The 20,085-nt window shown below is 69.0% G+C and carries 17 protein-coding genes and 1 pseudogene; 11 read left to right on the top strand and 7 right to left on the bottom strand.

Annotated features, from left to right (window positions below):
• Window positions 1-72 precede the first annotated feature (72 nt).
• On the top strand, window positions 73-516 hold the full coding sequence (locus ACFFIO_RS05030; RefSeq protein ID WP_378040488.1) for an ectoine synthase: 444 nt from the start codon (window positions 73-75) through the stop codon (window positions 514-516).
• A 207-nt stretch (window positions 517-723) separates the two neighbouring features.
• Window positions 724-1,632 carry an ectoine hydroxylase gene (gene thpD, locus ACFFIO_RS05025; RefSeq protein ID WP_378040487.1) on the top strand — a complete coding sequence of 303 codons (909 nt, stop codon included), beginning with the start codon at window positions 724-726 and terminating at the stop codon, window positions 1,630-1,632.
• Between the two features lie 137 nt (window positions 1,633-1,769).
• On the opposite strand, the gene ACFFIO_RS05020 is transcribed toward thpD, so the two are convergent.
• Window positions 1,770-3,176, bottom strand: coding sequence for an MFS transporter (locus ACFFIO_RS05020; protein WP_378040486.1), 1,407 nt, complete (start codon window positions 3,174-3,176; stop codon window positions 1,770-1,772).
• Between the two features lie 231 nt (window positions 3,177-3,407).
• On the opposite strand from ACFFIO_RS05020, the pseudogene ACFFIO_RS05015 reads away from it, so the two are divergent.
• The 3 genes and pseudogenes from ACFFIO_RS05015 to ACFFIO_RS05005 all read left to right on the top strand — a co-directional run.
• Window positions 3,408-3,785 (top strand): annotated as a pseudogene (locus ACFFIO_RS05015) (thiolase family protein); the annotation flags it as partial.
• A gap of 44 nt (window positions 3,786-3,829) precedes the next feature.
• Window positions 3,830-4,684 (top strand): enoyl-CoA hydratase/isomerase family protein, encoded by an 855-nt coding sequence (locus tag ACFFIO_RS05010; protein WP_378040485.1) that lies wholly within the window; start codon window positions 3,830-3,832, stop codon window positions 4,682-4,684.
• Window positions 4,681-5,547: a 3-hydroxyacyl-CoA dehydrogenase family protein gene (locus tag ACFFIO_RS05005; protein WP_378040484.1), complete on the top strand. Its 867-nt coding sequence runs from the start codon at window positions 4,681-4,683 to the stop codon at window positions 5,545-5,547. The genes ACFFIO_RS05010 and ACFFIO_RS05005 overlap by 4 nt, the downstream gene beginning before the upstream one ends.
• A gap of 18 nt (window positions 5,548-5,565) precedes the next feature.
• On the opposite strand, the gene ACFFIO_RS05000 is transcribed toward ACFFIO_RS05005, so the two are convergent.
• From ACFFIO_RS05000 to ACFFIO_RS04990, 3 genes are read right to left on the bottom strand one after another with little or no spacing between them, the layout of a single operon-like run.
• Window positions 5,566-8,097 carry a GNAT family N-acetyltransferase gene (locus ACFFIO_RS05000; RefSeq protein WP_378040483.1) on the bottom strand — a complete coding sequence of 844 codons (2,532 nt, stop codon included), beginning with the start codon at window positions 8,095-8,097 and terminating at the stop codon, window positions 5,566-5,568.
• Complete coding sequence (locus tag ACFFIO_RS04995) at window positions 8,094-9,458, bottom strand: lysine N(6)-hydroxylase/L-ornithine N(5)-oxygenase family protein (protein ID WP_378040482.1); 1,365 nt, start codon at window positions 9,456-9,458, stop codon at window positions 8,094-8,096. The genes ACFFIO_RS05000 and ACFFIO_RS04995 overlap by 4 nt, the downstream gene beginning before the upstream one ends.
• The gene (locus tag ACFFIO_RS04990) at window positions 9,455-11,032 is read right to left on the bottom strand and encodes a pyridoxal phosphate-dependent decarboxylase family protein (protein WP_378040481.1); all 1,578 of its coding nucleotides are present in this window, start codon (window positions 11,030-11,032) and stop codon (window positions 9,455-9,457) included. Before ACFFIO_RS04990 ends, ACFFIO_RS04995 begins: the two co-directional genes overlap by 4 nt.
• 210 nt (window positions 11,033-11,242) lie before the next feature.
• Here ACFFIO_RS04990 and paaZ point away from each other — a divergent pair, with 210 nt between their 5' ends.
• Window positions 11,243-13,372 (top strand): phenylacetic acid degradation bifunctional protein PaaZ, encoded by a 2,130-nt coding sequence (paaZ, locus tag ACFFIO_RS04985; RefSeq protein WP_378040480.1) that lies wholly within the window; start codon window positions 11,243-11,245, stop codon window positions 13,370-13,372.
• Between the two features lie 18 nt (window positions 13,373-13,390).
• Here paaZ and ACFFIO_RS04980 read toward each other — a convergent pair whose 3' ends face one another.
• The 3 genes from ACFFIO_RS04980 to paaI form a co-directional block, all read right to left on the bottom strand.
• Window positions 13,391-14,005, bottom strand: a complete 615-nt coding sequence (locus ACFFIO_RS04980) for a TetR/AcrR family transcriptional regulator (protein ID WP_378040479.1) — start codon at window positions 14,003-14,005, stop codon at window positions 13,391-13,393.
• 57 nt (window positions 14,006-14,062) lie between these two features.
• Window positions 14,063-15,382, bottom strand: a complete 1,320-nt coding sequence (locus ACFFIO_RS04975; RefSeq protein WP_378040478.1) for an AMP-binding protein — start codon at window positions 15,380-15,382, stop codon at window positions 14,063-14,065.
• Window positions 15,383-15,464: 82 nt separating this feature from the next.
• Window positions 15,465-15,920: a hydroxyphenylacetyl-CoA thioesterase PaaI gene (paaI, locus tag ACFFIO_RS04970; protein ID WP_378040477.1), complete on the bottom strand. Its 456-nt coding sequence runs from the start codon at window positions 15,918-15,920 to the stop codon at window positions 15,465-15,467.
• A gap of 229 nt (window positions 15,921-16,149) precedes the next feature.
• Between paaI and paaA the strand changes: the two genes are divergently transcribed.
• Genes paaA through paaE form a run of 5 tightly spaced genes read left to right on the top strand, consistent with a single transcriptional unit; the run spans window position 16,150 to window position 20,081 of the window.
• Window positions 16,150-17,160, top strand: coding sequence for a 1,2-phenylacetyl-CoA epoxidase subunit PaaA (gene paaA, locus ACFFIO_RS04965; RefSeq protein WP_378040475.1), 1,011 nt, complete (start codon window positions 16,150-16,152; stop codon window positions 17,158-17,160).
• Between the two features lie 2 nt (window positions 17,161-17,162).
• Window positions 17,163-17,525 carry a 1,2-phenylacetyl-CoA epoxidase subunit PaaB gene (gene paaB / locus ACFFIO_RS04960; protein WP_378040474.1) on the top strand — a complete coding sequence of 121 codons (363 nt, stop codon included), beginning with the start codon at window positions 17,163-17,165 and terminating at the stop codon, window positions 17,523-17,525.
• Window positions 17,522-18,397, top strand: coding sequence for a 1,2-phenylacetyl-CoA epoxidase subunit PaaC (gene paaC / locus ACFFIO_RS04955; protein ID WP_378040473.1), 876 nt, complete (start codon window positions 17,522-17,524; stop codon window positions 18,395-18,397). The genes paaB and paaC overlap by 4 nt, the downstream gene beginning before the upstream one ends.
• Window positions 18,398-18,414: 17 nt before the next feature.
• Window positions 18,415-18,909, top strand: a complete 495-nt coding sequence (gene paaD / locus ACFFIO_RS04950) for a 1,2-phenylacetyl-CoA epoxidase subunit PaaD (protein WP_378040472.1) — start codon at window positions 18,415-18,417, stop codon at window positions 18,907-18,909.
• Complete coding sequence (gene paaE, locus ACFFIO_RS04945; RefSeq protein WP_378040471.1) at window positions 18,906-20,081, top strand: 1,2-phenylacetyl-CoA epoxidase subunit PaaE; 1,176 nt, start codon at window positions 18,906-18,908, stop codon at window positions 20,079-20,081. Before paaD ends, paaE begins: the two co-directional genes overlap by 4 nt.
• The last annotated feature ends 4 nt before the right edge of the window (window positions 20,082-20,085 follow it).

Genomic DNA, 20,085 nt, shown 5'->3' with positions numbered 1-20,085 from the left:
CGGCACACGCCGCGCCGGCCGCCGTCGTGCCCCCTGCAGATGTACCAACCGTCCTGACCGAAAGGAATCCACATGCTGGTGACCAACCTGAATGACCTGAACGACACCGAGCGCGACATCAAGTCGGAGACCTGGCGCTCACGCCGTATGGTGCTGGCGCGCGAGGGCGTCGGCTTCTCCTTCCACGACACCGTGATCTACGCCGGCACCACCTCGACGTTCCACTACGCGAACCACATCGAGGCCGTGTACTGCGTGCAGGGTGAGGGCACGCTGACCAACGAGGTGACCGGTGAGGTGCACGACCTCAAGGACGGCACCATGTACCTGCTGGACGGCAACGAGAAGCACACGGTGCGTGCCACCACCGAGCTGCGCATGGCCTGCGTCTTCAACCCGCCGGTGACCGGCCGCGAGACCCACGACGCCAATGGCGTCTACCAGTTGGTCTTCGAAGAGGGCTCGGACCGCAAGGTGCCGAAGAAGGCCAACGTCGAAACCGAAGCGATGGCCTGATGGCTTGAGAGCCTGACTGGCATGGACCGGTACTGATCGGTACCTGTCAACGCAGCTCCACTGTGGCCCGGTGCCCCGAACTCCCCTTGCGGGGATCGGGGCACCGGGCCACAGTGGTATGTGGGGTGACGGGGCATAGTAGGGCCCGCACCCGTGTGGTGAGAACCACCGAAACCGCGCAGAACACCGAAGGATAGGAGAAGACCGATGACTGCAACGGCAACGCAGCACAGAATCGACACCTACCCCACCCGGAACAATGGTGAGGTCAAGGTCATGCCCCGCGAGGATGCGGTGGTGTGGGGGTCCGCGTCAGACGGCCCGCTGGACCAGGCGACCCTGGACGGGTTCGACGCCCGAGGGTACCTGTCGATCGACCGGCTGGTCAGCGACGACGAGGTGGCGGAGTTCCACCGAGAACTCGAACGCCTCTCGCAAGACCCGCAGGTCCGGGCGGGCGAGCGCTGCGTGATCGAGGCCAGCAGCCAGGAGGTCCGCTCCGTCTTCGACGTGCACCGCATCAGCCCGGTCTTCAAGAGGATCGCCAACGACCCGCGGGTGGTGGACCGTGCGCGCCAGCTGCTGGGCTCGGACGTCTACATCCATCAGTCCCGCGTGAACTTCAAGCCCGGCTTCGAGGGCAAGGAGTTCATGTGGCATTCCGACTTCGAGACGTGGCACGCGGAGGACGGCATGCCCGCCCCCCGAGCCGTCAGCATCTCGATCTCGATGACGGACAACCATTCCTACAACGGGCCCCTGATGATCATGCCCGGCTCACACCGCGAATACGTCTCCTGCGACGGGGCGACCCCGGAGGACAACTACCTCAAGTCTCTGGTCATGCAGGGCGCCGGGACCCCGAGCAAGCAGATCCTGACCGACTTCTACAATCGCTACGGGATCGACGTGCTGGAGGGCCAGGCCGGCGGCGCCGTCATGTTCGACAGCAACTGCATGCACGCGTCCAACGGCAACGTCACCCCGTTCCCGCGCTCCAACGTGTTCATCGTGTTCAACTCGGTGGAGAACGCCATCGAGGAGCCGTACGCGGCGGCCAGGCCACGACCCGAGTTCGCCGGCTCGACCGACTTCACTCCGGCCGGCCTGCGGTAGGGACCCGGCTCGCGGCCCGGAGGCCCGGAATCCCCGACGGCGGCGCACCGCGGCCTGGGTGCCCATCGAGAGTTCGGTGGGTGCCCAGGCCGGGTTGCTTCGCTGCCGTCCCGCGTCGTTGCGGCGGTGGGGTGTTCCTAGCGGGATCCGTCGGGGCGGACCGACTTCTCGACCAGGGGCGCATCCTCCGGGTGCGCGGCCAGGTGTTCCCGGTGGGCCTCGTCCACGTGCAGGTCGGATCCCTCCACGGACTTCGGAACCAGGGACACGGCCACGAAGGAGACGATGGCCAGCGCGGCGATGTAGACACCGATGGTCCAGCTGGCACCGGTGCGGTTCAGCAGCAGCTGGGCGATCATCGGGGCGAAGGCGCCGCCGATGATCGAGCCGAAGGCATAGCCGATGGACACGCCGGAATAGCGGACGTTGGCCGGGAACATCTCGGCATAGAGCGCGGACTGCGGGCCGTACGAGGGGCCGAGGCCGATGGTGAGGATGACGATGGCCAGGGTGAACAGCGGCAGTGAGGCCGTGTCCAGCAGGAACCACATGGGGATCGCCCACAGGATGATGATGCCGTAGCCGATCTGGAAGGTGCGGATCTTGCCGATCCGGTCACCGAGCCTGCCGCCCAGCATGGTGAACGCCAGCCAGCCGAGGCCTCCGATGAAGGAGGCCACTAGCGTGGACTCCCGGCTCATGCCCAGCACATTGGCACCGTAGGAGGCGAAGAACGCGATGACCAGGTAGCCGGCCGCGTTGTTGGCGGCGAAGATCAGGGCGGCCAGGATGACGTTCTTCTTGTGGCTCTTCAGGAGCACGCCCAGGGGAGCGGCGGACTCCTTCTTGCGCAGCTGCATCTCCTTGAACACCGGGGACTCGTCCACGGCGCGTCGGATGAGGTAGCCCACGAGGATCAGCACCACGGAGGACAGGAAGGGGATGCGCCAGCCCCAGGCCATGAAGGCCTCCTCAGACATGGAGCTGGTCAGCAGCGTCATGAAGGCGGTGGCCAGCAGCATGCCGATCGGGACACCGATCTGCGGGTAGGAGCCGAAGGTGCTGCGCAGGTTGCGCGGAGCGTGCTCGACCGACATCAGGGCGGCTCCGCCCCATTCGCCACCGGCGGAGAAACCCTGGACGATGCGCAGGAAGATCAGGAGGATCGGAGCCCAGACGCCGATCACGGCGTGGGTGGGCAGCATGCCGATCAGGGCCGTGGCCCCGCCCATGCCGACCAGGGTGAGCACCAGGATCATCTTGCGTCCGTACTTGTCCCCCAGGTGGCCGGCGACGATGGCGCCGAGGGGGCGGAACAGGAAGCTGATGCCCAGGGAGGCCCAAGAGACCACCTGGGCCAGGGGTGCGTTCTCCTCGGCCAGCGGCGCGAAGAATAATGGCGCCAGCACGAACGCCGCGGCCTGGGCATAGATGAAGAAGTCATACCACTCGATGGTGGTGCCGACGAGGGTGCCGGCGAGGACCTTGCGCTCCTCGGCGCTGCGCCGCGGGCGGGCTGCCGCTGCGGTCTGTGAATCTGCCATGGTGAGCTCCAGACGACGGATGGGATGCTGAGGACGGTGCGGATTAGTGACTGACCGTTCGGTCACCGCACGATGATAATCCACTCTTGTGAGTCACGCCACATTCATCTCGGGGTGACTCGACTGGTTGACCGCGCCCGAAGAGGGTGCGAATCTCATAGTGAACGATTGGTCGGTAATTGTCTGCCGTCCAGTGAGTGAACCCCACCCTCCCCGTCGAACGGAGCCGAAGTGAGCGAAGCATTCCTGATCGGAGGTGCTCGCACGCCGGTCGGCCGGTATGGGGGTGCCCTCTCGTCCGTCCGGCCAGACGATCTGGCGGCGGTGGCCATCCGTGCCGCGGTCGAGCGTTCGGGGCTGGACCCGGCCTCGGTCGATGAGGTCATCTATGCCAATGCCAATGCCAATGCCAATGCCAATGCCAATGCCAATGCCAATGCCAATGGTGCGGGCGAGGTCGTGGACACCTCCATCGGCTGGCGCTTCACCAACCCGGCATTCCTGTCCGGGGAGTACTCCCGCGGCGGCAGGGCCACCTACTCGATGCCGGAGACGGCAGAGGAGGTGGCCCGGGTCTACAACACCTCGCGCGAGGACTGCGACGCCTTCGTCGGCGTCGGTCAGGGCGCGGCGCTGCTGGTGGAGGCGGTCTGATGGCCCCGCTGGCAGATCTGGACCCGGACAGCTTCATGACGCTGGTGGTCCAGGAGCGCGAGGATCGGCTCGTGGTGCGGTTGCACCGGCCCGAGGTGCGCAACGCGATCGACCAGGCGATGGTCGATGAGCTGCACGCGGTCTGTGCCCACCTGGAGCGGGTGCCGAAGGTGCTGATCCTGACCGGGTCGCCCTCGGACGCCGAGGCCGGCACCAAGGGGGTCTTCGCCTCGGGGGCGGACATCGCCCAGCTGCGCCAGCGCCGCCGGGAGGACGCGCTGGCCGGGATCAACTCCACGATCTTCGATCGGCTCTCTCGGTTGCCGATGCCGGTGATCGCCGCCCTGGACGGATATGCCCTGGGCGGCGGCGCGGAGCTGGCGTATGCCGCGGACTTCCGGATCGGCACGGCGGCGCTGCGGATGGGCAACCCGGAGACGAACCTGGGCATCATGGCCGCCGCGGGGGCGACCTGGCGGCTGAAGGAACTCGTCGGTGAGCCGCTGGCCAAGCAGATCCTGCTGGCCGGCCGGGTCCTGACCGGCGCCGAGTGCCTGGCAGCCGGTCTGATCAGCGAACTGGTCGAGCCGGAACAACTCCACGACGCCGCGCACTCGTTGGCGGATCGGATCGGTGCGCAGGACCCGCTGGCGGTGCGGATCACCAAGTCGGTGTTCCATGCCCCGCGCGAGGCCCACCCGGTGATCGACACCCTGGCCCAGGGCATGCTCTTCGAGTCCGAGGCGAAGTTCGACCGCATGCAGGCCTTCCTCGACCGCAAAGCCAGCACGACCAGCGAAACCAGCACGACCACCAAAACCAGCAAGGACAACACCAGCCGGGAGCAGTCATGAGTAGTGCAGAGTCCGCAATGGTTCCGGCCCGGGTCGGCGTGCTCGGTGGCGGGCGGATGGGCGCCGGGATCGCGCATGCGTTCCTGATCAAGGGCGCCGAGGTCGTCGTGGTGGAGCGTGACGAGGCGGCGGCGGCTGCGGCCCGGGAACGGGTGAGCGCGTCGGCGGCGGCCTCGATCGAGCGCGGCGTGCTGGAGGGCCCGCTGGAGCAGGTCCTGGACCGACTGGCCGTGACTCTGGACCGGGGCGCTTTCGCGGACCGGGGGCTGGTGATCGAGGCGGTACCGGAGGACTGGGAGCTGAAGGTCGCCTCCCTCAAGGACGTCGAACAGCACCTGGGGGACGGGGCGGTCCTGGCCTCGAACACCTCGAGCCTGTCCGTCACCGGCCTCTCGGCCGAACTGGCGCACCCGGAGAACTTCCTGGGGCTCCACTTCTTCAACCCGGTCCCGGCTTCGACTCTGATCGAGGTCGTGGTCGGGGCCCAGACCGCCCCCGAATGGGTGGCAGCGGCCCGGGCGTGGACCGCGGGACTGGGCAAGACCGCCGTCGTGGTCAATGACGCCCCGGGCTTCGCCTCCTCCCGGCTCGGGGTCGCGATCGCGCTGGAGGCCATGCGGATGGTCGAGGAGGGCGTGGCCACCGCCGAGGACATCGACAACGCCATGGTCCTGGGCTACAAACACCCCACCGGGCCCCTCAAGACCACGGACATCGTCGGGCTGGACGTGCGCCTGGGCATCGCCGAGTACCTGGCCTCCACCCTCGGTGAGCGCTTCGAGCCGCCCCAGATCCTGCGGGACAAGGTCGCCGCCGGCGAGCTCGGCCGCAAGACCGGTCAGGGCTTCTTCACCTGGACCTGACCCTCCACCCCCCTCCGCTCACACTCCGCGGCCGGCTAGGGGATTGTCGAGGTCCCCGGCGTAGGCCAGGGATCCGGCGGGGTCCGTCAGGTCGACCATCTGCCGGTTGTTCCGCAGTTGCAGGCGGTTCAGGCAGGACAACCTGAAGGTCGGCTCCAGGAGACGCAGCGCATCGAAGCGTTCGGCCGTCTCCGGGTGCCGGGACCGGTAGTCCGTCAGGCGTCCGGCCACCACGGCCCAGAACTGCTCCTCGGTGACCAGGCCCTCGCGGTCGAGCAGCGGGGCAAGGAAGCGCAGGAAACAATCCACGATGTCCGTCAGGATGGAGAGTCCGTGGTCCTCCGGAGCCACGTCGGCCCGGAGGCGTTCGACGCCCGCGGGCAGGTCCGTCCGGTCCCCGAGCACCGCGACCTCCTCCGCCAGATCCTTGAGCAGTACCCGCTCGGGGGCGCCGTCCCTCAGCACCATGATCACGTTCTCCCCGTGTGGCATGAAGACCAGGTCATGGCGGACCAGGCAGTGCACGATCGGCACCAGGTACGCGTCCAGGTACCGTTCCAGCCACGCGGTGGTCCCCAGCCCGGAGCGCCGGATGTAGGCAGCGGCCAGGGACCCGCCGTCGGCATCCGTGTGCAGCAGCGAGGCCATGGTGGCCAGCTGCTCGCCCGGGCCGATCCGCGTGGCCGGTGATTCCCGCCAGAGGGCCGCGAGCATCTTCCGGTAGGCCGAATCCCGCTCGGTCGCCGCATGGAAGAGCGGATTGGCATACCCGACGGCCGCGACCTCGCGCAGCAGTTGCACGCGTCCCGGGTCCAGCTCGGGGTCCGCGGCGAACAGCCCCTGCAGCCAGTCGTTGATCGCCGGCGTCGTGTCCATATACTCCGCGGACAGCCCTCGCAGGAATCCCATGTTGAGGACGGACAGGGCCGTCTTGACATAGTGACGCGCCGGAACCGAGCGGTTGAAGAACGTCCGGATGGACTGCTGCGGCTGGTAGAGGTCCTCCGTGGCCCCCAGGTGCACCAGGTGCCCCGTGGCCACGTCTGCGGCAAAGGTCACCGACAGGCGGTGGCGCCACTGCCAGGGGTGCACCGGTAGCGGCAGGAAGTCCGCGGCGTCCAACCCGGTCTCCCGGCAGGCCTGCTCCAACCGGGTACGGAATGCAGAGCGCAATTCGGGGCCGAGCTCGGCCTTGAGCAGTCCGTCCAGGTCCAGCCCGTCCACGGCCGTGAACCGGGTCCGGGACACGTGGGCGGCCACCCACTCCAGGGGCAGGGCCGAGCCGGTCTCCGGGGCCAGATCCAGATAGTCGTCCGAGCCCAGACCGAGCCGGCCGTTGTTGGCCACGAAACAGGGGTGGCCCTCGGTCATGGCGGCCTCGATCCTCTGGAAGTCGGCCACGGCGTCACCTGTTCCGGCGGCGAGCTCCGCCGCGGTGGCCACCGAGTGCAGCTGCTTGTAGCAGTGGGAGGCCAGCGTGCTGCCGATCTCCTCCAAGTACACCGGCAGTTGCCCGGCGGACAGGCCGAGTACGTCGCGGAAGGCCGTGACGAACCGCTGGACGTCGGGCACCGCCGGTGCCCAGCCGGCGTCGGGAATGGACTCTGGATCACCCGGCGTCCCGACGCCGGCCCCCTCACCGCCCTCACGAGCCTCGCCCGGGCGCCCGGTCTGCTCCTCACAGCGCAGGGAACCGGCATCGATGTCCCAGTGGTCCAGCGCGTAGCGCCGGGCCTGGAACCGGTAGCGCACACCGGGCCCTTCCACGTGCCACGTGTCTGCCTGGAGCACGGGCTCGAGGAGCCGCTCATGGGTGAATTCGGCGAGGGCCTTGGCCAGCAGGTGGCGGTTGGCGGTGGCCCAGCGTGCCGGAGACAGGTGGGCGACGGTCCCCGAAGGGCGGCCGGTGGCGGTGGCGAAGTCCGACCGGGTACAGAAGGACAGCTGGGCCGTCTTGGCGGGGGCACCGTCCGCAGCAGGCAGGTCCAGCCGCTCGACGGGCCGGAAACCGCACCGTGCATTGAGCGCCTGGATCGCGGAGTTCCGCGCATCCGGTTCCACCACGACGCGCAGCACCGCCGGATCCGCGAACAGATGCGCCAGCGACGCCTCCATCGCGGCAGCGCTGTAGCCGGACTTGGGACCGCCGGTGGTGGCCGGGCTGCCGAGAACCGCGGTGGCTGGGCCCGGCAGCAGCAGGTGCAGTCCGGCGTCGCCGTGCCGCCAGACGTAGCGGCCGGCAAGCACAGAATGGGCCGGATCATAGGTCTCGAGCAGGAAGGCCGGCGCCCCGCCGATGTGCTCGTCCAGGGCGAGGAGCGCGTGGTGGTGCGGGTCGTCGGCGATCTGCTCGTGCTCGGCGCGGACATGCTCAACCTCCGCTCCGGTCAGGCCCCAGAAGTGGGCCCGTTCCGTGCTGACCCAGGAGTGGAGCAGCTCGGCATCGGCCGCCGGATCGACGGGGCGGAAGGAGAACCGGGGTGTGGCCGGGGCGGTGCCAGCGGTGGGGTCCGCGGGCGCCGGGGTGGGGATGGTGGTCTGGTCGATCATCGAAGGGCCTCCTGGAGGTCTGCGGTCGGGGTGGTCTGTGCGGGGGTGCCGGCGGCGGCATCGGCTGCGGGGTCGAAGGTCGTGTGCCTGCCGGGCGTCCCGAATTCCTGGAAGGCGATCCGACGCTCCGCCACGTAGTGCTCGCGACCGCACAGGCGGTTGACGAGCACGGAATTGCGGTAGGCGCCCATGCCCAGGTCCGGAGCCGTGAACCCGTGGGTGTGCAGTTCGGCGTTCTGGACGAACACGTCGCCGTGCCGGCCGATCCCGTAGCCACGGTCCACGTCCCAGCGCCCGTCCGGGAGGCGGGACAGCCGGTCCTCGACGCCGGCCAGGAAGTCCGGCTGACGGTAGCCATAACCGGTGGCCAGGACGACGGCGTCGACCTCGGTCTCCTGGAGCCCGCCGTCCTCGCCGTGGTGCAGGGACAACACCAACCGGCCGGTGCTCTCGCGGATGCCCTCGAGCGCGGTGGCCGTCCGCAGGGTGGCCGGGGCGGGACCGTCCACGCTGGCGGCGTAGAGGCGGTCGTAAATGCTGTTCAGCAGGTCCGCGTTGACACCCTTGTACAGGCCCTGATGCTCCGCTCCGAGGCGGTCCCGGGCGGATTGCGGCAGAGCGGTGAAATGGTCGATGTAGTCCGGGGACGTCATCTCCAGCGTCGGCTTGGTGTACTCGAGCGGGAAGAACCGGGGAGACCGGGTCAGCCACTCCACGTGCCGGTGTTCTCCGGCACCGGCCAGCAGGTCGTCGAAGACCTCGGCGGCGCTCTGGCCGCTGCCCACGACCGCGATGCGCGCGGCCGCCAGCAGTCGCTCCCGGGCGGGCAGATAGCCGGACGAATGGACAACGCGCGGGTCGGAGCGCAAGGCGCCGGGGACGGCGTCGGGCATCCGGGGTTCGGTGCCGGTGCCCAGGACGAGGTTCCGTGCGGTCAGGGTACGCGGGCCGTCCGGGGTGTGGGCGGTGACGCGGTAGGCCGTTCCGTCATGCCGGAGGTCCGTCACCCGGTGCCCGTACCGGACCGGCAGCTGCTCGGCGGCCCAGGCGAGGTACTTCGCGTACTCGGACCGCAGGGCGTAGAAGTCCTCACGGATGTAGAAGGGGTAGATCCGACCGGCGTCCTTGAGGAAGGCCAGGAAGGAGAGGGGGTGGGTGGGATCGGCCAGGGTGACCAGGTCGGCGAGGAACGGCACCTGCAGGTGTGTACCCGCCAGCATCATTCCCGGATGCCATTGGGGTGCCTCCCGCCCCTCGAGGACCACGACGTCCAGACCGGCGGGGCCGGCCAGGGCGGCGAACCCCAGGTTGAACGGTCCGGCGCCGATCGCGATGGCGTCGTGGACCTTGGGCGCGCTCATGCGGCCACCTCCGATTCGGCCACGGCACGCCCATGCCGGACCACGGCCTCCAGGATGGCCTCCACATCGGCCACGGTGGTGCGCGGGTTGAGCAGGGTCAGCTTCAGGTGACGCCGGCCGGCGACGGTGGTGGCGGCGACCATGGCCTCGCCGGAGCGGTACAGCGAGCGCCGGAGGGCATCCTGCAGCCGGTCCACGGCCACGCCGTCCGCCCCAGGTCCCCCTCCCGGTTCGAACCGGAACACCACGGTTCCGAGCTGGACCGGGGCGGCGAGCGCGAGATGCTCGGTGTCTTCCACCAGCCGGCCCGCCTCGGCGGCCAGGTCCAGGGTGGCGTCGAAGAGCCCGCCGAGGACGTCGGAGCCCAGGGACCGCAGCGTCACCCACAGCTTCAGGGCGTCGAAGCGCCGGGTGGTCTGCAGCGACTTGTCCACCTGGTTGGGGCTGTCCGGATCCTGGTCCGGGTTGAGGTAGTCGGCATGGTGCGTGATGTGGGCGAACCGGCTGCCCTCTGCCACCAGCAGTGCACTCGAGCCGATGGGCTGGAAGAACGACTTGTGGAAGTCCACGGTCACGGAGTCGGCCCGTTCGATCCCCGCGAGCCAGTGCCGGCGGGTGGGGGAGGCGAGCAGTCCGCAGCCGTAGGCGGCGTCCACGTGGAACCAGGCACCGTTCCTCCGGGCCGCCGAGGCGAGATCGTCCAGGGGGTCGATGGACCCGAAGTCCGTGGTGCCAGCGGTGGCGACGACGGCCAGGGCGCGCAGTCCCCGCGCCGCGTCCTCGCCCATGGCCCGTTCCAGGGCCACCTGGTCCATGCGGTGGTTCCGGTCCACGGGGATCGGTACGACCGCATCCTCACCCAGGCCGAGGTGGACGGCGGAGCGCACGATGCTGAAGTGGCTGTCCTGGGAGGCGTAGATCCGCCAGCCGGCCAGCCGCCCCGGGAGGGGGCCGGTCCCGGGGGAGACGGCACGGTTGCGGGCCATCAGCAGCGCCTGCAGGTTCGACTGGGTGCCGCCGCTGGTGAAGATCCCGTCCGCTGCCGCACCCAATCCGGCCAGGTCGGCGGCCCACCGCACCAGCCGCCGCTCGATCAGAGTGGCCCCGGCCGACTGGTCCCAGGTGTCCATGGAGGTGTTGATGCTCGTGACCAGTGCCTCCGCTGCCACAGCCGGCAGCGCAACCGGATAGTTCAGGTGGGCGGCGTACCGGGGGTGGTGGAAGTACACCGCGTCGTCCAGATAGAGCGAGGAGGCCTCGGCCAGCGCGGCCTCCGTCGAGCCGAGCGGCGCCGCGAGGTCGATGGCCGAGACGGACTCCTGCAGGTCCGCTGGGTCCGGGCCGGTGGTCGGTGACTGCGCCCGGACGATCGCCGCGGCGGCCAGCAGGGCGGCGGTCCCGGTGTCCTGCACGAACCGGTGCGCGTTGTCGGCGGAGAGGAGGGCGGAGTCCGCCGCCGGGTGCCGTAGGGCGAGGCTGTCCGGAGCCTGAATCGGGCTGGTGCGGCTATCTTGGTGGGTCGGACCGGTCGGATCGGCCGGGACCATCTGCTCGGTGGAGCTGGGGGCTGTCATACTGTCCCTTCGTCGATGAGGTTAGCCTTACCTAACCAGCGTCCATTAAACGCACAGGGGTGGGCGGTAATTCAACTGGACCTTTGGCCAGGGAGGTCGAGTGGCCCCATGGCGAGTCCAACAGCCCCGCAGTGGAGGGTGTGTGCTGGGCCACCCTCCTGTTAGGGTGGTGGTCATTACTGACCGATCGTTCAGAAAGGCATCTGCCGGATGAGCACACACACCACCAGCGCCACCGTCCCCAGCTACGTCCTCGACCAGTGGTGGACCCCCGCGGAGGGCTCCCGCACCGCGGAGGTCCGCGACGCCAACACCGGCGAGGCCATGCTGCGTTTCGGGGCCGAGGGCCTGGACCTCGGTGAGGTGCTGGCGCATGCCCGCACCATCGGCCAGCGCGAGCTCGGGGCACTGTCCCTGCACGAGCGGGCGCTGAAGCTCAAGGAACTCGCTATGTTCCTCAACAGCCGGCGTGACGAGCTGTATGCCCTGTCCCACCGCACGGGGGCCACCCAGGTGGACAACATGGTGGACATCGACGGCGGTATCGGCGTGCTGTTCACCTACTCGTCCAAGGGGCGGCGCGAACTGCCCAACGCCAACGTCATCCAGGACGGGGGAGTGGAGCCGCTGTCCAAGGACGGCTCCTTCATCGGCACCCACATCTACACCCGGATCCCCGGCGCCGCCGTGCAGGTCAACGCCTTCAACTTCCCGGTCTGGGGCATGCTCGAGAAGTTCGCGCCGGCCTTCATCGCCGGTGTGCCGACCATCGTCAAGCCGGCCACCCCCACCGGCTATGTCACCGAGGCCGCCGTGCGGATCATGATCGAATCCGGGATCCTGCCGCCCGGCTCGCTGCAGCTGATCTCCGGATCGGCCCGAGGGCTGCTGGACGTCATGGACTACCGGGACCTGCTGGCCTTCACCGGCTCGGCTTCCACAGCGCAGTCGCTCAAGGCCCATCCGAACGTGGTGACCGGCGGCGTCCGCTTCACCGCCGAAACCGACTCGCTCAACGCAGCCATCCTCGGCCCGGATGCCGTGGAGGGCACCCCGGAGTTCGACGCCTTCGTCAAGGCCGTCGTCACCGAGATGACCGTCAAGGCCGGGCAGAAGTGCACCGCCATCCGGCGCACCATCGTCCCTGAGGGCCAGCGGGAAGCCGTGGCCAAGGCCGTCTCCGAGCGGCTGGACTCACGCGTGGTCCTCGGCGATCCGCGCGCCGAGGGCGTCACCATGGGCGCCCTGGCCTCCTTGGACCAGTTGCGGGACGTGCGCGGCGCCGTCGAGGAGTTGCTCGCCGCCGGGGGTGAACTCGCCTATGGCACCTTGGATGCCCCCTCGGTGCGCACCGCCTCAGGCGAGGAGGCCGTCGTCGAGCAGGGTGCCTTCATGTCCCCGGTGCTGCTGACCTGGGCGGACGGGGACGCCGAGGCCCTGCACTCCCGTGAGGCCTTCGGACCCGTGACCTCCCTGCTGGGTTACACCGACGTGGCCGACGCCGTCCGCCTGGCCGCCCGCGGCTCCGGCTCCCTCGTGGCCACGGTGTGCACGAACGATCCGGAGGTCGCCCGCGAACTGACCACCGGGATCGCCGGCCACCACGGCCGCGTTCACCTGCTCAACCGGGAGACCTCACGGTCCAGCACCGGCCACGGCTCGCCGATGCCGCAACTGGTCCACGGCGGACCGGGCCGGGCCGGGGGCGGCGAGGAGCTCGGCGGCATCCGCGCCGTCCTGCACCATATGCAGCGCACCGCCCTGCAGGGCTCGCCGAACCTGGTCACGGCCGTCACCGGTGTGTGGCAGACCGGGGCGGACCGCCGCATCGCGGGCTCGCCGGCGTACGGGGCCGAGGCCGGGCAGGAGCACCCGTTCCGCAAGTCGCTCACCGACCTGCGGATCGGCGACGCGCTGGCCTCAGACCTGCGCCAGGTCACCCAGGAGGACATCACGGCGTTCGCCCACACCACCGGGGACACCTTCTACGCCCACACGGACCCGGAGGCGGCAGCCGCCAACCCCTTCTTCCCGGGCACCGTGGCGCACGGCTACCTGCTGGTGGCCTGGGCCGCCGGACTCTTCGTGGAGCCGGCTCCCGGCCCGGTGCTGGCCAACTACGGCCTGGAGAACCTGCGGTTCGTCACCCCGGTGGCCGCCGGTGACTCCATCCGCATCACCCTGACCGCCAAGAGGATCACCCCGCGGGTGACGGACGAGTACGGCGAGGTCGCCTGGGACGCCCTGATCCACAACCAGGACGACGAGATCGTGGCGACCTACGATGTCCTGACCCTGGTGGAGAAGGAGGACACCCTCTACCGGGATTGGACCGACTGAGGCCGGCCCTGCGCCGGGTCAGGCGCGGGCGCGCAGCCCGTCCACGATCATGGCGATCGCGTTCTCCTCGACCTGCGCGGGGGAGACGGGCCCGTCCGGGCGGTACCACTCCACCAGGGAGTTGATCATGCCGAACATCAGTCGGGTGGTGGTGCGCGGCTCCACATCGCTGCGCACCCTGCCCTCGGCCTGGGCCGCGACCACGAGGTCCACGATCTTGTGGTCCACCGTGCGGCGGCGCTGCAGGGCGTCACGCTCGATCTCGGTGTTGCCGCGCAGGCGCAGCAGCAGGGTCACGTAGGGCTGACGGTCGATGAGGACGCGGATGGTCGAGCGCAGGATGAACTCGAGGCGTTCGATGGTGCCGCCCTTCTGGGCGCGCACGTCCTCACCGATGGCCTCCAGGGGGACCAGGGCCTCGTCCAGGGCCAGGCGCAGCAAGTCACCCTTCGAGGGCACGTGGTGGTAGATCGCCGACTTGCTGACCCCGAGCTCCACGGCGAGCATCCCCATGGAGGTGGCGTCATAGCCATGGCGGTTGAACACTTGGACGGCGATCTCCAGCACCGAGTCCTGGTCATAGCCGGGCCGGCCCCGCCGGGGGGACTTCGGCACGGCAGAAGCGGTCGTCATGTCAGGTCTCCTGATCAGCGCGGGCGAGTGGTCCTGCGGTCCTGCGAGCCTGCGGACTCAGGGCGTGCGCAGGTCGTGGATCCGCTTCAGCTTACCCACGGACCGGGGCAGGGCCTCCGGGTCCATCACGTCGATGCGGCAGCTCGAGCCCACATGGATCTTGATGAGCTTCTGCAGCTCCCCGGCGGCGGCCAGCGCCCGATCCGTGGTGCAGTCATCCCGGCGCTCGATCTTCACCGCCAGTTCGTCCATCCGGCCCGGTCGGGTGATCTCCAGCTGGAAGTGCGGGGACAGGCCGGCGACCGTGAGGGCGAGTTCCTCGATCTGGCTGGGGAACAGGTTCACCCCGCGCAGGATGATCATGTCATCCGAGCGCCCGGTGATCCGGCCCATCCGCCGGTGGCCCGGGCGGGCCGTGCCGGGCAACAGCCGGGTCAGGTCGTGGGTGCGATAGCGGATGATGGGCAGGGCCTGCTTGGTCAGTGCCGTGAACACGATCTCCCCGTGCTCGCCGTCCCCCAGGACCTTGGTGTCGTCGAAGGCGTCCACGATCTCCGGGCGGAAATGGTCCTCCCAGATGTGGCAGCCGTCCTTCGTCTGCCCGGACTCCCCGGCCACTCCGGGGCCCATGACCTCGGAGAGGCCGTAGATGTCGCAGGCGTCGATGGCGAACATCTCCTCCAGCTCGTGGCGCATCTCCTCGGTCCACGGTTCGGCGCCGAGCACGCCGACCTTCAGCGAGGTCTTGCGCGGGTCGAGCCCGGCGCGCTGCATGGCATCGCCGATCGTCAGCAGATAGGTGGGGGTGCACAGGATGGCATCCGGCTGGAAGTCCTGGATCAGCGTGATCTGCTTCTCGGTCTGCCCGCCGGACATCGGGATGACCGTGGTGCCGAGGCGCTCCGCGGCCCCGTGGGCCCCCAGGCCGCCGGTGAAGAGGCCGTAACCGTAGGCGTTATGGACCTTCATGCCCGGGGTGACGCCGGCGATCCGGAGGCAGCGGGCCCCCAGTTTGGCCCAGTCGTCCAGGTCCTGCTGCGTGTAGCCGACCACGGTGGCGCGGCCGGTGGTGCCGGAGGAGGCGTGGATGCGGGCGACCTGCTCCTGCGGAACAGCGAACATGCCGAAGGGGTAAGACCGGCGCAGGTCCTCCTTGTCCGTGTAGGGGAATTTCGCCAGGTCGGAGAGGTCCTTCAGGTCGCTGGGGCGGACCCCGGCCGCGTCATACTTCTCCCGGTAGAGGGGGACGCGATCGTAGGCGTAGGCGACCGTGTCCTGGAGGCGCTTCAGCTGCAGGGCCTCGATCTGGTCGCGGCTCATCGTCTCTTCAGGGTCCAGGCCGAGGGTCGCGTCGGTCGTGGAGAGGGTCTCGGTCATCGTCGGAAGCCTTAATGTGTGCGGTGGTGCTGGGGGCGTGCTGAGGAGCGTTGAGGACGGAGGGGTGTCGGCGCGCTCCGGGTCAGCGTTTGGGGATGGTGCGGGACCGCCCGCGGAACTCCGCGATGACCTCGGTGCCACCCTCCGGCAGGGACTGGCAGACCTGGATGTCGTAGAGGCCGCTGCGGCCGTTCTGCTGGCGCCGGTCGGCCACCGCGGTCAGCAGCCGCCCCGGGATGCCGGGCTTCAGGAAGTTCATGTCCACGCCCGAGGCCACGGTGACCGTCTCGTCCGAGCCCTCGGCCGGATTGCAGGCCAGTGCGAAGGCCGAGTCGGCGAGGGCAAACACCATGCCCCCGTGGGCGATGCCGAAGCCGTTCAGCATCTCCTGGCGCAACGTCATGGTGATGACGGCGTGCCCATCGGCGATCGCCTCCACCTCGATGCCCATCCACTCGCTGGCCGGGTCGTTCTGGAGGATGGCGTGCCAGTCGCCCAGCCGTGACGGTGCTTGCGGGGCCTTCTCCGTGGTGGTCATGGCGCTCCAATCATTATCTACTGAACGATCATTAGGTAATCTCAAACTGTGACCTGGGTCAAGTTCCGGGTCGCGGTCAGCGTGGGCCGCGTGTTGACGAACGGCGAGTCGATGCCTATATACTGAACGAACGGTCGGTAAAAAAACGGCTCCGACCGGGCCCCTGCGGCGCTGATGAGACGACATCCGCCGAACCGCACACGGCGAATCCGAGAATGAGGTGGTCACCATGGCCGAACAGACGAGCTCCGGCGGGCACCTGGCTGCCGTCCGGACACCGGAGGACATCGAGGGCGAGCGCCGGTTCGACGCGATCATCGCCGATGACTCCCGGATCGAGCCCCGAGACTGGATGCCCGAGGCCTACCGCAAGTCATTGACCCGGCAGATGTCCCAGCACGCCCACTCCGAGATCATCGGGATGCAGCCGGAGGCCAACTGGATCACCCGAGCCCCCAGCCTCAAGCGCAAGGCCATTCTCATGGCCAAGGTGCAGGATGAGGCCGGCCATGGGCTCTACCTGTACTCGGCCACCGAGACCCTCGGAACCGACCGGGACACCCTGAACGATCAGCTGCTGACCGGACGCGCCAAATACTCCTCGATCTTCAACTACCCCGCTCGCACGTGGGCGGACATGGGTGCCATCGGCTGGCTCGTCGACGGCGCGGCCATCGCCAACCAGGTGCCGCTGTGCCGTGCCTCCTACGGCCCCTACGGCCGGGCCATGGTGCGCATCTGCAAAGAGGAGTCGTTCCACCAGCGCCAGGGATTCGAGATCCTGCTGGAACTGTCCCGCGGCACCGAGGCCCAGCGGAAGATGGCCCAGGACGCCATCAACCGTTTCTACGCCCCGGCGCTGATGATGTTCGGGCCCTCGGACCAGGACTCGCCGAACTCGCAGCAGTCCATGGCGTGGAACATCAAGCGCTTCTCCAACGACGACCTGCGTCAGCGGTTCGTCGGCATGATCGTGGAACAGGTCAAGGTCCTCGGCCTGAGTCTGCCGGATCCGGACCTGCGCTATGACGAGGAATCCGGTCAATGGCTGCACATGGAGCTGGACTGGGACGAGTTCAAGCGGGTGGTCTCCGGGGGCGGCCCCTGCAACTCCCAGCGGCTGGCCCGCCGCCGGGAGGCCCATGAGGACGGGGCCTGGGTCCGGGAGGCCGCAGCAGCCTTCGCCCGGAAGCAACGGGATGGGCAGAACCTGCAGGACCAGACGGCAGAGGTGGCCTGACGATGAGCAGCACCGTGATCGGCCAGGACGGCCAGGACGGCCAGAACAACCAGCCCAGTCAGGGTGCTCCGAAGCCCCCGACGTCGGCCGGCTGGGCCCTCTGGGAGGTCTTCGTGCGCTCCTCGCGGGGCCTGTCCCATGTGCATGCCGGTTCTCTCCACGCGCCGGACGCGGAGATGGCCGTCCGTAACGCGCGGGATCTCTACACCCGGCGCAACGAGGGCGTCTCCCTCTGGGTGGTCCGCTCCACAGACATCACCACCTCGGACCCGGATGCCAAGGACATGATGTTCGAATCGCCCCAGGGCAAGGACTACCGCCACGCCACCTACTACAGGGAAAGCGAAGGGGTGAAGCACCTGTGAGCGGCACCTCCACCGGCCAGCTGCCGGACCATAGCCTCGACAGCTTCGGCGACGCCGCGGCGTCGGCCACGCGGGTCACCCCCGGCAACGCACTGCGTCCCGAGGACATCGCCCTGCAGCAGACAGCACCCGCGGGCGACGCCGTCGCGCGGTATGCCCTGCATCTGGGCGACGACGCCCTGATCCTCGCCCAACGGCTCTCGCACTGGATCTCGCGCGGACCTGAGCTGGAGGAGGACGTCGCCCTGGGCAACATCGCCCTCGACCAGCTTGGCCACGCCCGCTCCTTCCTCAGCTACGCCGGCAAGGCCTGGGGCCAGTCGGAGGACGACCTGGCCTACTTCCGTGAGGAGGAGGAGTTCACCTCCCTGCACCTGGTGGAGCAGCCCAACGGTGATTTCGCCGAGACGATGGTGCGCGGCCTGTTCATGGCCCTCTACCAGCACCAGCTCTACGCCCGGCTGGTGCACTCGGCTGACGAGACCATCGCCGCCATCTCCGCCAAGGCGCTCAAGGAGGTCGACTACCACCTGGAGCACGCCGAGCTGTGGACCCTGCGCCTCGGCCGGGGCACCGAGGAGTCGGCCCACCGGATGCGCGCGGCCCTGGGCAAGCTCTGGCCCTACACCGCAGAGCTGTTCCAGGACGAACCGCTGCACGATGAACTCGCGGGAATCGCCGTGCGCCCCTCCACGTTGCGTGCGGAGTGGGACGACCGGCTGCGGGACATCCTCGACCGGTCCGAACTGGCCGTCCCGGAGATTCCCGCGGCCTTGTGCCTCGGCCGCCGCGGTGAACACTCCGAACACCTGGGATACATCCTCGCCGAGATGCAGGTGCTCGCCCGCAGGCACCCCGGCGCCACCTGGTAGACGTCAGGAGGACCACCATGGCACCCGCCACCACCATCGAATCCCTGCACGAGATCGCCGCCCGGGTCACCGACCCGGAGATCCCGGTGCTGACCATCGCCGACCTGGGCATCCTGCGGGACGTCGAGCAGGACGGTGACGGCGCCGTCGTCGTGACCATCACCCCGACCTATTCGGGGTGCCCGGCCATGGATGCCATCCGGCAGGACCTTGAGCACGAGTTCGCTGCGGCCGGCTACGAGAAGGTCTGCGTGGACCTGGTGCTGTCCCCGGCCTGGTCCACCGACTGGATGACGGATGAGGGCAAGGCCAAGCTCGAGGAGTACGGCATCGCGCCGCCCACCGGGACCGGCCACCGGGGCACCGTGACCCTCGGCCTGGCCGTGAAGTGCCCGCACTGCCATTCGCTGAACACCCGCGAACTCGCCCGCTTCGGTTCCACCTCCTGCAAGGCCCTGTACTCCTGCCGGGACTGCCTGGAACCCTTCGACTACTTCAAGGTGCTCTCATGACCGCTATCGCCACCGAAACCGCCCCCGCACGCCGCCGCGCCACCTTCCACCCCCTCGAGGTGGCCGGCGTCCGCCGCCTGACCGCCGACGCCGTCGAGGTCACCTTCGCGGTGCCCGAGCGGTTGGTGGACGACTACGACTACGCGCCAGGCCAGTACGTGGCCCTGCGCAAGGAGTTGCCGGACGCGGACGGCACGCTGCACGAGGTGCGCCGCAGCTACTCGATCTGCGCCGAGCCGCGGCCCGGAGAGGTCCGGGTGGCCATCAAGCGGGACCTCGGGGGGCTCTTCTCCAGCTGGGCCAACGAGCACCTGGTGGCGGGGGACACCATCGACGTGATGAGTCCCGCCGGGGCGTTCATCTCCCAGCACCGGATGACCGAGCTGAACGACCCGGAGTCGATCGACACGGACACCGAGCACTCTTTCGTGGCGGTGGCCGCCGGGTCCGGCATCACCCCGGTCATCGCGATCGCCCGCACGGTGCTGGCGTCCAATGACCAGGTCCGCTTCGACCTGGTGTACTCCAACCGGGCCGCCATGGACGTGATGTTCCTGGAGGAGCTGGCCGACCTCAAGGACCGCTATCCCTCCCGATTCGCCCTGCACCACGTGCTGACCCGGGAGCAGCGCATCTCACCGCTGCTGTCCGGCCGGATCGACCACGAGAAGCTCTCCACCCTGTTGTCCACCGTGATGCGTCCGGAGACCGTGGACGAGTGGTTCCTCTGCGGCCCGTTCGAACTGGTCCAGCTGGTCCGGGACGAGCTGACCGCCCTGGACGTGGACGCGGGCAAGGTCCGCTACGAGCTGTTCACCACGGGTGACCCGAAGCAGGGCCGCCCGGAGGGCAACATCGGCCGTCCCGTGGAGGTGGACGAGGCGGGGGAGAATTTCCAGATCTCCTTCACCTTGGACGGACTGCAGGGCGAGGTGAAGTCTCCCAAGGGTCAGCGGGAATCGGTGCTCAACGCCGCTCTGCGGGTGCGCCAGGACGTACCCTTCGCCTGCGCCGGCGGCGTGTGCGGCACGTGCCGGGCCAAGGTGGTCGAGGGCACCGTGGAGATGGATGAGAACTACGCGCTTGAGCCGGACGAGGTCGAGAAGGGCTACGTGCTGACCTGCCAATCCCACCCGACCTCGGACACCCTCGTCCTCAACTACGACGCCTAGGAGA

The organism is Citricoccus parietis (assembly GCF_042433045.1).
Taxonomy (GTDB): Bacteria; Actinomycetota; Actinomycetes; order Actinomycetales; family Micrococcaceae; genus Citricoccus; species Citricoccus parietis.
This window is presented reverse-complemented; position numbering and strand designations above follow the sequence as displayed.